Consider the following 13399-nt stretch of genomic DNA (forward strand, 5'->3'; position numbering starts at 1 on the left):
CTTAATCTTCTTCTACATTAGCAAATGCATCCCTGACATTATCTTTAAACACCTTAAAGCGCTCAGTACCATTGGCATACATAAAAGCATGTATTATTTGTTCAAGACTTTGATATTTATCAACATCAAAAATAATTTCACGGTTGAATTTAAATGCATCATCCCAAAGATATTTTATTACCTTTTCAGGGAACTTCCTATTTTGTCGCATTGCATCACGAATCACTGCAATTCTGGACTTCTCATCATCTGTAAGGGAACCACTGGTTTCTTTCATACGAAGAGCATCGTATTCTTTCAGATCTCCCATAGTGTCATCGTATTTAAGGTCATGAACATGAACAAAGTATGCTCCAAGTCTCTTATCCTCCGCAGAAGTCATCCTTGCACTATTCCCAACAACAATCTTATTGATTTCAACACAGAAATTTTTCCATGTTATTCCAGTGTCAAGGATTTCTGCATCAGCAAGCGAACTGTCAACACTGGCAAAATCGTTCTCGATAAGACGCATATCCCATCTGCGCTGAAAAGCTGTATCTAACGTGAAAACATTTTGATCTGATGTGTTCATCGTACCTATGATGGAAAGGTTTGAAGGAATACGAACCTTTTCTGTTTTTCTATCCTTGCCGTACATCTCCTCAGCAATATTCATATTTGTAATACCGTACTCACTTGTACCGATGGGATATCCGTTGTCATCAATATCACGAATTTCTACTTTACGGTCAAGCAACTGGAACACTTCTCCGAAGATAGCAGGAGCGTTACCACGATTAATTTCCTCAATAATAAGGATGTACTCCTTGCTCGGATTGTTATATGACTCGCGAAGGATATTCGTAAAAGGTCCAGGAGTAAACTTATAACTTACCTGTCCATCATCTGAAACTGCTGGAAGAATCTGTCCAATGAAATCTGAATAAGTGTAGTCAGGATGAAATACAAGTCTTTCTACAACACTTCCAGGTTTGCAATATTCATGCTCAATAGTCCAACTCTTACCAGAACCCGGAACACCATATAGAAGAATATTACGCCCACTTACAACGCGATTATTTTCAAGCGAATCTTGTCTATCGGTCTCTTTATCTATATTTACATCCTTGGAGCCTATTATTTTTGTGGCTGATAGCTGCAGAAAGGTTTCTACCCTTTTTTGATATTCCTCTAGATTATTAAACTGACCTTTTAATATCTGAACATCTCCATTATGGCACTCAAGGTATGGGTTTAGTCCATCCGAAAGCAGAGATTTAAGTATTCTTAAAGAACCTTTAGCTTCTTCATCTCCATTTAAATCTACATTATTTTTAGTTTGCATTAGTTTCTTATACACGTCGTTTTGATTAAAAATAACATCATTAGTACCATCAACTAATTTAAAGATTGCGCCTTCAGATATTGCAGTTAACAAGCGACTCAATCGAGTCTCTATCTGCTTATCATAATTAATATCAACACCAATCCACAAAATCAAAATACGTACATAAGCATCCCAATCATTGTCAATTAGAGTATCGATAATGTCAGCATTAACCGTATAGATTAATTTTTTGGGATACCTTATTCCACCTGTCCTTTCTGCACTAGCAGTTTTATCTTCATCAATAAAGCTGATTTTTGCTAACTTCCAAATTAGCTCAAAGGCTACTATTAGCGATTCCATTTGAGACTTAAATAGTGAATTATTATTTATAGCACCTATTACTGTATCAATGTTAATACCATCTTGTTTACAAATTTGTGCTAGTTTATTTTTAATAGCAGTTTTCAAATTTGGATTAATTACTATTTTGTCTCCACTTTGCACGGAATACTGAAGCTCAGCAGACTTAATAGAGCACTCCCAAAACAAAAGTATTAGCGCGACAGCACTCTTAACATGTGGGAGCGAAGATTTAATACCAAGCTTTAAATACAATTCATCATAAACGGACATATTATCTGGTCTATTCATCAATGTTTCCCTCCATAATATCATTTTTAATTACTCTAGCGATTGCTGATGCCAATAGTGGCGGAACAGCATTACCAACTTGTCTCATTTGAGAACTCTTACTACCAATGAATATGAATTCATCTGGGAATGACTGTATCCTGGCCGCTTCTCTTACTGTTATTGCCCGATTTAAAAAAGGATGAGTAAATTTGCCTGAAGAAGGTGTATCAAATCTTGTTGTTATCGTGACGGATATATCATCTTTTTTCATTCTGGTCCACGTACCACTATATATGGATTTAGTTAGATGCTCTTTTGGTAAAACTTCTTTACCGGCATTAGGAGGAATCATTCTCAATCTTTTTAATGAAAGTGGAGAGTGTTTTGTTGCCTTATGATTATACAAAAGGTTAGCATGTCCACGTAATTTTTTTTCATACTCGCTTTGAGGCGCATATCTGTATTCTTGCACCTCATCGCCTTCTCCTGATTCTAAAAATGCCAAGTCGCTAATTGCGTCCCATATAGTTACTTTCTCATTCAGCGAAGATGGTAAAGACGGAGCAACCCCATTCATTTTGCCAATAATAACTGCTCTTTTTCTATTTTGTGGTACTCCAAAATCCGCGGCATTAAGTACTCCATGCTGCAAAAAGTACCCCATAGCATTAAATAGCGTCTCAATTTCATTAAAAAAATAACCTTTTTCAGCAGTAAGCAGGTTTGGGACATTCTCCATTACAAAATACTTAGGTTTTACAAGCTCAACTACCTTTACATAATATTCAAATAAAAAATTTCTTTTATCGTAGATTGTTTTCCGCTGACCTTTTTGCGAAAAGCCTTGGCAAGGTGGCCCTCCTATAATGACGTCAATCTTATTTTTATATGTTCCAAAAACAGCATCCAAATCAAGAGAGGTAATATCACCAACGACCATTTTTGTTGTTTTATGATTTTTCATATAAGCGTTTGCAATGGATTCATCATACTCATTAGCTAAAAGAACACTGAATCCTTCTTCTTCAAAGCCTAACGATAATCCTCCTACGCCTGAAAATAAATCTATTACCGTTGGTTGCATTTATTTGCCCTCTATCCTAGATTTAGCAATGTTGTAGTATTCTGAGTTTAATTCTATACCTATAAAATTGCGACCAGCTCGTTTTGAAACAACTCCCGTTGTTCCAGAGCCCATAAATGGATCTAGAATATTATCACCAGGGTTGGAAAGTATTTCTACAAAGTGCTGCATCAAACTTTCTGGCTTTTGCGTTGGATGTTTTCCATATTTTCTTTCGCTATTCGGAGTAACGGATGTTTCTATAAAATCATGAAACATAGCTCCACCATTGTTAAATGTTCCAGTCTTTGTTTTATAAGTGAAATACACCCATGCTTCTGTAGAATTTACAAAATGTAAATTCATATTTCTGGGCATAGGGTTAGTTTTATGCCAAATCCCTGTTGTCTTATAGTAAAATCCATATTCCTCAGCTAACTTTATAATCGTTTCAACTTTTATAATAGCCATAAACACAATCATAGAGCCACCCTTTTTCATGACTCTAGAAGATAGTTCAAAAAAAGACTCCATGGATTTCTTCCATTCCTCAAAACCCATGTCATCCCAACCTGCGGCAGCAAAAAAATTGTCTCTCATCTTTTTTAGATTAGTATCTCTAGTTTTCATAAAACTACCAAGATTATATGGCGGATCTGTAACAATTAAATCTATTGATTTTGCCCTAAGATTATCCATAGCAACAATACAGTCATCGTTGTAAAGTTCTATTTTAGACAATATGAATCACTCTCCTAACTTAACAGCTACTCTGCACTTTCTCCACTGGCAATCCATTTATCTAATTCCGAGCGTTTAAATTTCCAAAGTTTTCCTATTTTATATACTGGCATATCTGGTTTTTTTCTTATCCAGGTTCTCAGAGTGACAGTTTTTATCCCCAAGTATTCTGCCGCTTCATCAATGCTGATATAGCCTTCTTCATTTTTCATCTGTGTTATACCACCTCTAAATTTTCATCACTACAGACCCAACTACCATTATATCTGCTTTTTATAAAAGGTCAATGTATTTGGTTGTATTTGGATATATTTCATTATATTTGTATATATTACTAGATATTTTACATTATAAGAAATTGCCTATCTTTGACGTTGTAGCCTGTGAGCAAGTCGTGTGTATCTTTTACCGTTAGTATCCTGTGCACTCGACCCTAGAGCGTCGACATGTTCCCTCATACAGCCAAAACACACCCAAAAACCGCGAGAACCCAGCTTAAATCCACCGCACGCTAAACCTTTTAACGATAGTCCTCGCTAAGCCTTTCTACACAAGGGCAAATTTGCACCCACCTAATCAGCCTTTGACATCAAAACAACAGTCTCAACGTGAGATTGAGAGACAAATATGAATAAAAGTTAATAGTTTTCAAAAGCTCGCGCTCGGGAATATGTGTGGGAATATAAGCATAACTAATACGTTAAGCTATTCACTACAAATCTAAACTATTCCTATCCAATAGGAAGTCGAATAAACTAATAGTAAGTATTCCATCATCCAAAAAGGTTTTATTCTATCTTTTACGATAATTATTTTTTCTTAAATGAATCATCAATATATAACAAGGACGCTTTTTCTTGATGTATCTTTTCGATTGAAGGAAGGCTATAGGCAGATTGTATATAATATCTTTTACTTCCAAGATTAGCTATGAAATCAACTTCTAACTGTTTCTTGATGCCTTTATAACGTATATTATATCTGTGAACAACATCTCGTAAACGTACGCCTCTTCCTATTTAGAATTATTTCCATTTCGGAATTTAATCTAAATACATTATGAAGAATAGGCTCATGGAACTCAACGCTATTTAGAAATCTATCGCAAAAAAGTCTCTAACCTCACCCAAGCTAGCCGTGGACACTCTTTAGAATAAATACATCGCGTCCACTCCACTTAGGAGTTGCAAAACACGTACTTGTATGATGTCATCCATTTAATTAGTCTCGCTGTCTAGTCGGAGAATTGTTTTACTTGCTTGACTTAATAAGCACGACTGCCCAAGCGATAAGAATCAGTTCCATTGCAATGGCTACTCCAAGCAGATGATATAACTCCATAATAGCGAAAGCTGCAATAACTGGAACCATTACGCTTGTTAGAATAGAAACTAGCTGCATTTGCTTACGACCGTTTGAACATTTACTCATTTAGATGTCTTCCTAGTAAGCTGGTGCATTTAGAATCACCAAGGTCTCAAGTGGACGATAATATAATAGTAATGCTAACGTCCACTGATGAAATTCAACTATTTGAAACTAACGGTGCTAAAGTACCTCTCTCACTAATTAACAAATTATCATAGTTGGCGTGAATGGCATTCTGAGTGACGGTGGCACCATTCATGTCAAGAGGACGAATACTGTCATACTTTTTTGTTACAACGTACCTGTCACCTTATCATTCTTCTTTTTTCACATTCATTCTGCCTTACCCATTGGTAAGTAGTAGATTTTACCGTCTTTAGAAATCAATTGCACATCCTCGGCATACAGGTCAGAGGTGTCCTGCGGATGTTTAATGGATTTGACTGATGCTTGAGCCGTTATCATATCTACTGTTTTTTTGTTAATCGACCTAAAATTAAGGTCATCATCAAATAATCCAGGAATAAAATGGATGACGCGATCGATTCCATCTCTTTTACGCTTGATCTCATCTGTATCAATGCTTAAACGATTTACGGATGTCTGATGCCAGCCAGTCAATAATGCTTGAGTATCTTCCACCTGCTTTGTGTATGTCGGCAAAAGCGCTAGGCACTGCTTTCTTGAGACAGCCCCCAGATGAAGCGTATACCTCAAGTCGGAAATCTTATACAGCACATCAAGCAATGCTTTTTGGTATGTATACCAGTTTTGCGCTTCTTTTAATTCCTTTTCATAAGATGCATAATCCAGGTCATTTTTCTTTGTAAAGCCCGCCAAAGTTAAATTAACCTGACCAAGTAACTGAGTACATTCTTCTTCTAGATTATCGAGCTGCGCAATCTTTGACAGTCTCAATTCATCATTCTCAAGGATCTCTACTTGAAAGTCGGCAATTTTCTTAACATGAGCAACAAGTGAAAAAATCCGACTTCGAAATTCGTTATCTTGGAAATCAGATATTTTTGAAATTCCATCACGGATTGCTCCAAGCTCTGCATTTATCTGCGTCATATAATACTGCCCAACAACAATTGATGCCAATCCCATGGCTACACCCACATTATTCGCTACTACATTTTTAGCTTTAACCGCTACAAGGTTTGCATGACCCTTGATTCCATTAGCACCAAAATAGAGTCCTCGAACCGCTCCTTCCATAGCCTTAGAATTGGTAAGTTTAGCACCAGCCGGGATTATAGCGCGATACAAAACCTCGCTTCCCGCTTTTGCAGTTTGGACTGCATTGGAACCTGCTATACTAGCTTGCACCAATCCGGAAAACAAATTGTTCACACGCCCCAGAATTTTACTATCAGTTATCTCCACCAGCTTACTATCATCAGATATTGCTTCTACCGGAAGCATTTCCATCTGAATGACAAGTTCATCGAGCTTTTGATCTGGCTGAGATAATTTACTTGTTTTCTTTACTATCATCGCACTATTATTCAAATCAGAGCTATTCTCGTCTTTGGGAATATTTGTTTTCTTTAGCCTATTAATTAGGAAAGCAGCAATCATCACCACTGCCACAATACATATGCCAACTACAACATACTCTATATTCAAAGTTCCTCCTTTTAACGTTCTATAATAGGAATAGTAAATTTTGCGAATAAATCAAGCCTCACCAATCTTGATATCTATCTCACGACCACAACTACCCGACATCTAACCCGGCAACTCCATTTATTGACATCTATCTTGGCAACTCTACCATCACACTCTTGGTTGGTTCTCCTTTAGATAAATTTCCGCAGAGTGTTTTGTCTGCCCAATTCCGAAATCCCCCGATTGCCAGAAAACCGCAGCGTTACCGAGCTTTTGCGGCTATTTTCCTGTCACTCTCACATTCACATTCGCTGTTTTTAATCTTTTTTCCTATATATTAATCCAATACCTTCTTGTTGTAACATTTCCTCTTGATAAGCTATTTTTCACTTTATTTTCCAAAATTCCACCATTATTTTCTATAACTTTTATCGACCCAATATTGTCATCATCACACGTAATCAAAACCTTATGTAGATTCAAAGTCTCTTTACAATATGTAAGTGCCATAGAAAGCATTTTTGTTCCATAGCCCTTCATACATTCAGATTGTCTAATTTCGTATCCTATGTGACCACCATAGTTAATTAAAAAAGAATTTAATTCATGCCTGATATTAATTTCGCCAATAAATTTTTCATTATCTATCAACCAAAATGTAGTAGCTCTAACATAATTTTCAGGCAAATTTATACCATGTTCATAGTTATAAGAACTCTCTATAATTGTCTCAGGGTGTATAAAACGTCTTTCTACATTCGGCCTAAAAATTTCATCTTCTTCATTTGCCTCTATATAACTTTGGATATATTTACTATCTGGTCTAATTAATTTCATAAGTTCTCCTTATTCTTAATATGCAATATCCTTAATATGCAATTCTAATAAAAATACAATTCTATTAAAATTAGAATCCATAATAGTCTGTTTAGTTTTAATAGTATTACTATTAAAAAAACCATACATACAAGCTTTATTAAAGAAAAAATTTAATTTTTTCAACAAATTAGCACTACATTAACATCAGCATTAGCAAAGCAAAACTCACAGCAGGTGCTCCACCACATCTTTATTAAATACAATATTAAATCCAACGGAAAGCAAACTTGACATTTACTCTCGAAACAATTATCTTATATGTAAAGCTAGCTTTCCATTAGGAAGGAGAATGTAATGTGAAAAATAGACTTGAACAAATTAGAAAAGAAAAAGGCATAACACAAGAAGAACTTGCAGACGCACTTGAAGTATCAAGACAGACAGTCGGTTCTTTGGAAAATGGAAGATACAACCCGTCAATCATATTGGCATACAAAATTGCCAAGTACTTTGATTTAACAATCGAAGAAATATTTATCTACGAGGAAGATAAAAAATGAAAAAACAGAAAACACAGAATTTTTGGTACATAGGATATGTAATAGGAGTTTGCGGATTAATTCTTGCACTGACTCTTAAACTGAACAAATCCGTAGAAATTGCACTGTCAGTTGTTTTTGTTGCAATTATCTCACTTTCACACGTAAAAATCATGCACTATAAGATGATGGAAAAAGACCACAACTACAAAATAAATGTGAACGATGAAAGAAACGAGAAAATCAAAGATAAAGTAAATGCAACAATGGCATTCATACTAATACACCTAATGGGAATAATTGCCATAATTGCATTTATCACAAAAGCATATTTACCAGCTGCTCTTTTAGCTATTTCGATTGCCTTTTCTCCATTAATCATGTTTTTTATCAACAAATATTATGAGAAAAAATATTAAAATCAGACCTAACCCGCTCATTTACTATTTATTACAAGGCTGACCAACCTTCATAAATTCCTTATCTCTAATACGAAACTTTTTTATTCTCAAAGTTGCATCAGGCGAAGCAAATGAAAATGACCTTTACACTTGGATTAAAAAACCACCAAGCCTAATACTCCAACATTCCTAAGCATTTTTAGAATATGCCAAACTCTATTTCGTGCGATTGGTCAAAGTAGCGGACATAAAACACCGCAACAATATTACTTCACTACAGCTTTCCCATTCAAGCAATGCACAACGTAGTGAGCACATCCATCTGTTTTGCGCCCAAGATTATTACAACTAAGATTGACCTTATTCTTATCAGAAACCTCGCTAATACCATTCTCACAAACTACTTCAAGACATGCATCCTTAGGTATTTCTCCTTCTAAAACACTCGTACCATTTAACGTATCCACCATGCAAGAAGCAACAACCTTAACATTATTCGCCACAAAATCGACGCTGAAAGTCACTTATTTCTTTCCGAGCATCCACGCTTTGAGCACCACTTCTATTACTCCGTAAGTCAATGCGGCCAACGGCCAAACAATCCAACTTTTTCCCCAATCGGACGTAATGAAACTGTAGGCTAAATAAATGCAGACAATTATAAGCCAGTAAGCTTGGAGGAATAACCTAATCTTTGCAGGATAGACAATCTTTTTCTTCGGCTGCAGCAAACGGTAATAGGACGAGCGGACAATATTCGCCTGTACGAATAAATAAACAGCTGCTGCCACCAGAGCAATAGCGACAACTACAAAAAAGCCGGATGAAAGTTGATAAAATTTCGGCGCTATATCCGAAATTATAAGAAAAATAAAAGCAACCATACATAAAACGACACCGCTGACCGTACGCAGCACATACGACGGCATGAACCGTTCCAAGCGTTCTTTGAGCACACTGTCAACGCCGTAAGCCGTTTCAAAGTCCTCTTTTTCCAAATATTGATAACGCTTTCCGTGGAAACTCTGAATAATAAAAATAGCTACAGCAACGGTAATAATCGCAACACTAAATGCTAAGCCCATAGTTTTACCGACTTGCGCATTTACTGTGTGAGAAAGCAAAAGATCACTGCCGACCAACGGGATTGCCGCCAGAATACAAAGAAGAACACCTAGAGCAACATAGGCGGCAAATGATATTCTGTGAGCAATATAAGCGGAGGCTTCTTCCAGCTCAATTACCCGCATGCGAACGCCAGCTTCTTCCTGCCAGGCATTTCCATCTTCATTGACGTTCTTCCCCATAACATCAATTTCATCTTTTACAAGAAGATCTGTACTAACACCAAACAAACGGCTCAATGCAATTATCCGTTCCATATCTGGGATACTTTGTGCGCCTTCCCATTTGGAAACAGCTTGGCGACTGACGCCCAATTTGTCCGCCAATTCTTCCTGCGACCAACCGTTTTGTTTACGCAGTTCCAATATTTTATCTGCTAAAATCATAAAAACATCTCCATTTGAAACTCGAATTCATCATGATCATGGTGAAATTATATCTGAAACAGCAGTTGCGTAGTAGCAAGTGCAGTTGGCAATTGCCGTTAAAAGCGCAATTTCTGCCGACAAATGAGCGCAACCGACCGCCAATTCGTTTTCTTTCATTTTCACACCGCGCTTTCCAATCATCTTCACTGATGCCGCCAAACATCGAAACAGAAATCCGCCAATCATCGGAACGAAAACCCGCCAATCATCGGAACGAAAACCCGCCAATCGTCGGAATGAAAGTTCGCCAATCGTCGGAAAATGATGATAGAATTCATAATTATCAGTAGAAAATACGAGCAGACTTAATTAGAAAACAGGGTGACAAAGTTGAAAAAATATAGGAAAAGAATTGCCGACGATATTTTGAAAAGAAAGCTAGAAGGCAAAGGCGCAGTACTGATTGAAGGACCGAAATGGTGCGGAAAAACCACTACTGCAGAACAATATGCAGCAAGCGTTCTATATATGGACGACCCGGAAAAGAAAGAACAGAATATCGCTATGTCGGAACTAAGTCCAAAGCGATTACTGAATGGCGATACTCCAAGATTAATTGATGAATGGCAGCTCGCTCCAAAACTTTGGGATGCAATACGGTTTGAGGTGGATCATCGTAGTAAGCTTGGTCAGTTTATACTAACTGGTTCTGCCGTTCCTGCGGACACTACAGAAATTACTCACTCTGGTACTGGGCGCTTCACGTGGCTAACAATGAGACCAATGAGCTTGTATGAATCAGGTGATTCCACGGGCGAAGTTAGCTTGGAAAACCTTTTTTCGGGAACTAAGGATATTGAGGGTGATTCAAACTTAAGTATTGACCGCCTAGCTTTTCTTGTATGCCGTGGAGGATGGCCACAATCGGTGGATATGCGTGATGAAATTGCTTTAGATCAAGCTTTTGATTACTATGACGCTGTTGTACATTCCGACATTAATCGTGCAGATGACGTACAAAAGAATGCTGAAAAAGTTAAGCGTCTTATGCGCTCATACGCAAGGAATCAAGGAGCGCAAGTACCAAATACTGTGCTTTCGCAGGATATTTCCACTAACGAAGATACGCAAATTAGTGAGGAAACTGTTGCATCTTACGTTGATGCGCTTCGCAAAATATTTGTTGTAGAAGATATGCCTGCCTGGAATCCAAATCTAAGATCAAAAACTGCCATTCGTTCATCCGATACACGTTATTATATCGACCCATCTATAGCTGCAGCGGCTTTGGGGATTGGACCAAACGACTTGATAAATGACTTAAATACTTTCGGCTTTCTATTCGAGACACTTTGCGTCAGAGATTTGCGTATTTTTGCAGATTCTCTAGGCGGCGAGGTTTATCACTACAGAGATAAAGACGGACAGGAATGCGATGCGGTTATTCATTTAAGAAACGGTAAATATGGTCTTATTGAAATTAAACTCGGTGGCAGCAAACTCATTGAAGATGGTGCAAAAAGCCTTAAAGCGATGAAAGATAAAATCGACACCAATAAAATGGACGCGCCATCTTTCCTTATGGTTTTAACTGGAACAGGTGACTTTGCGTATTGCCGTAAAGACGGTGTTTATGTGGTTCCTATTGGCTGCTTAAAAAACTAATAGGAAGCCTTGCTCTGACAATAATGCGCTATACCTTTTTAACGATAGCCCTCGCTAAGCCCTGCTACACAAGAGCAAAATTGCACCCATCTAATCAGCCTTTGACATCAATACGACAGTCTCACATGTTTCAAGACTGCCCTGATGATAACTCTCCATCAAGAAGCTGATCTTAACGCTAGTTGCATGATGGAAGATGGCAATGGGAATGTCGTTGGAACGTGCGTATCTAAGGTATAATTTTGAGCTTAAGTATCCTTACTAACCGGGATTAGTCTTCGTAATCAATCCGTTCTATCTTGAAGATAACTGGTCTTGTTTCATCAGAACAGCAGGCTATCATTTCATTTACTTATCTATATACCATTCAGTTCATTTCGCAAAATAAAGACAAAGGCAATTTCGACAGCTGCAGCTGTTCCTGCAACAACAAATCCGCCAAAAAGATTTCCTAAAACAAGCGATAAAACAGGAATGATAATTGCGAAAACCCGGTAGGCTTTTGATTTGTACAGCCATGAATACGGCAGTAAATGTGCGCCAAAGACCATTGCATACACCATAATCATCTTTTCCGGAACCGCACTAAACACCCACATAACGATTAATAAATAAATCATTTGATTTAGGGTGAAAATGAAGCCTAATTGTCCAAGTGGATTTTGTTTTGAAAAGATATCAACCTTTATAAGGTTACCAATGAGCCAAGCCAGCGGTAATAATGGGCATGAACAGCAAAATACCAATAAATTTTTCATATCCACATTGATATCTAAAATTGACACAAGTACTATCAGAAGCCATATAATCACCGATGCCATGATAAATGGCAATCCTTTTTTCTGCTTTATGATGATATCATTCCTCAATTCATCTAAGCTCATTGATTTCTCCTTCAAATGCTAATTTATACAATCTGATATTCAACGTCGTGGCAGTGTAAAAGCACTACGGTAATCAATCCAAAACATAAGTGTTTCAAGTATCAAGGTTTGAGACTCCGCTTTAGCCTTCTGATTTTCTTCTTCCTCTCCACCGAATTCAATAATCATTGCTCCGGAATCAACGCGTATTCTGCGCCTTTCGAGACTCAGATAAGCGTAATTGTATCATGATCTATGTTTTCATAATTTATGTAAGAGAGTACATCTTCGAACTGCTCTAATGGTATCCTGGCTAATGTTTTCGGCTGATTGTTCTGTCCGAACATAAACAGAAATAATGTTTATGCAACGATCTCTTGCCATAATAGCGGGATTCATTAATATCTTTCATCTGAAATTATATGCTCTATTCCACTATGCTCCGATTTAAGATATTCTTTCATAAATGTCGGGTAAGCCTTGAACTTATCAAGCTCATCTATAGGTAACCAATGCATTGTCTCTTTAGCACCTGACTCTGTAGTACTATGGCTCGTAAAATCTCTTTTGCCCATGGACTTCATCAAGTAGTAGAATGTCAGCTCATGGAAGTCTACTCCATCTAAGCCGGAGCTACCGATGAATAAGTTCTCGTGTATGACAGCAATGTGATCTACTTCGTAATTAAGACCTGTCTCTTCAAATACTTCTCTCTTAACGGCTTCTTCTGATGTCTCGCCCACGTGAACCGCTCCGCCAACTGAGTAGAAATAGTCGTCCTCATCATTTCTTGCAAATAGCACACAACCTTCTTCTACTATGATGGCTGCTGCTCTATATCTAAATGCTTTTTTATCGTTAATAAATCCGCAATTATGTTCCATAGTT

General features: G+C 37.3%; 13 protein-coding genes and 1 pseudogene. 3 read left to right on the plus strand and 11 right to left on the minus strand.

Features of this window, described 5'->3' with window-relative positions; all coding sequences use genetic code 11:
- Position 1: 1 nt before the first annotated feature.
- The 7 genes from HXT32_RS04295 to HXT32_RS04325 all read right to left on the minus strand — a co-directional run bounded on the left by HXT32_RS04295 (position 2) and on the right by HXT32_RS04325 (position 7568).
- Entirely contained in the window at positions 2 to 1963 is a 1962-nt protein-coding gene (locus HXT32_RS04295) for an AAA family ATPase (protein ID WP_102704504.1), read from the minus strand.
- Positions 1956 to 3029 (minus strand): DNA cytosine methyltransferase, encoded by a 1074-nt coding sequence (locus tag HXT32_RS04300; RefSeq protein WP_012914001.1) that lies wholly within the window; start codon positions 3027 to 3029, stop codon positions 1956 to 1958. Before HXT32_RS04300 ends, HXT32_RS04295 begins: the two co-directional genes overlap by 8 nt.
- Positions 3030 to 3749, minus strand: a complete 720-nt coding sequence (locus HXT32_RS04305) for a DNA-methyltransferase (protein ID WP_004110918.1) — start codon at positions 3747 to 3749, stop codon at positions 3030 to 3032.
- A gap of 26 nt (positions 3750 to 3775) precedes the next feature.
- Complete coding sequence (locus HXT32_RS04310; RefSeq protein WP_012914000.1) at positions 3776 to 3961, minus strand: helix-turn-helix domain-containing protein; 186 nt, start codon at positions 3959 to 3961, stop codon at positions 3776 to 3778.
- A gap of 1039 nt (positions 3962 to 5000) precedes the next feature.
- Positions 5001 to 5180, minus strand: a complete 180-nt coding sequence (locus HXT32_RS04315) for a hypothetical protein (RefSeq protein WP_004110924.1) — start codon at positions 5178 to 5180, stop codon at positions 5001 to 5003.
- A gap of 270 nt (positions 5181 to 5450) precedes the next feature.
- On the minus strand, positions 5451 to 6749 hold the full coding sequence (locus HXT32_RS04320) for a hypothetical protein (RefSeq protein WP_050770737.1): 1299 nt from the start codon (positions 6747 to 6749) through the stop codon (positions 5451 to 5453).
- Between the two features lie 312 nt (positions 6750 to 7061).
- A complete protein-coding gene (locus HXT32_RS04325; protein ID WP_415692948.1) occupies positions 7062 to 7568 on the minus strand; it encodes a GNAT family N-acetyltransferase in 507 nt (168 codons plus the stop codon).
- Positions 7569 to 7906: 338 nt separating this feature from the next.
- On the opposite strand from HXT32_RS04325, the gene HXT32_RS04330 reads away from it, so the two are divergent.
- Together HXT32_RS04330 and HXT32_RS04335 are read left to right on the plus strand one after the other, a co-directional pair.
- Complete coding sequence (locus HXT32_RS04330; RefSeq protein ID WP_004134772.1) at positions 7907 to 8110, plus strand: helix-turn-helix transcriptional regulator; 204 nt, start codon at positions 7907 to 7909, stop codon at positions 8108 to 8110.
- Positions 8107 to 8508 (plus strand): DUF2178 domain-containing protein, encoded by a 402-nt coding sequence (locus HXT32_RS04335; protein ID WP_116440568.1) that lies wholly within the window; start codon positions 8107 to 8109, stop codon positions 8506 to 8508. The genes HXT32_RS04330 and HXT32_RS04335 overlap by 4 nt, the downstream gene beginning before the upstream one ends.
- 248 nt (positions 8509 to 8756) lie before the next feature.
- Here HXT32_RS04335 and HXT32_RS04340 read toward each other — a convergent pair.
- Positions 8757 to 8993, minus strand: a pseudogene (locus HXT32_RS04340) (hypothetical protein); the annotation flags it as partial.
- A gap of 21 nt (positions 8994 to 9014) precedes the next feature.
- A complete protein-coding gene (locus tag HXT32_RS04345; RefSeq protein ID WP_422118913.1) occupies positions 9015 to 10001 on the minus strand; it encodes a helix-turn-helix domain-containing protein in 987 nt (328 codons plus the stop codon).
- 372 nt (positions 10002 to 10373) lie between these two features.
- On the opposite strand from HXT32_RS04345, the gene HXT32_RS04350 reads away from it, so the two are divergent.
- Positions 10374 to 11648, plus strand: coding sequence for an ATP-binding protein (locus HXT32_RS04350; protein WP_422118914.1), 1275 nt, complete (start codon positions 10374 to 10376; stop codon positions 11646 to 11648).
- Between the two features lie 356 nt (positions 11649 to 12004).
- Here the strand turns inward: HXT32_RS04350 and HXT32_RS04355 are convergent, their stop codons facing one another.
- Both HXT32_RS04355 and HXT32_RS04360 read right to left on the minus strand, forming a co-directional pair.
- Positions 12005 to 12532: a DUF7010 family protein gene (locus tag HXT32_RS04355; protein ID WP_422118915.1), complete on the minus strand. Its 528-nt coding sequence runs from the start codon at positions 12530 to 12532 to the stop codon at positions 12005 to 12007.
- A 377-nt stretch (positions 12533 to 12909) separates the two neighbouring features.
- Complete coding sequence (locus tag HXT32_RS04360) at positions 12910 to 13395, minus strand: NUDIX hydrolase (RefSeq protein WP_422118916.1); 486 nt, start codon at positions 13393 to 13395, stop codon at positions 12910 to 12912.
- Positions 13396 to 13399 lie beyond the last annotated feature (4 nt).

Source organism: Gardnerella sp. DNF00747 (assembly GCF_049262675.1).
Taxonomy (GTDB): Bacteria; Actinomycetota; Actinomycetes; order Actinomycetales; family Bifidobacteriaceae; genus Bifidobacterium; species Bifidobacterium swidsinskii.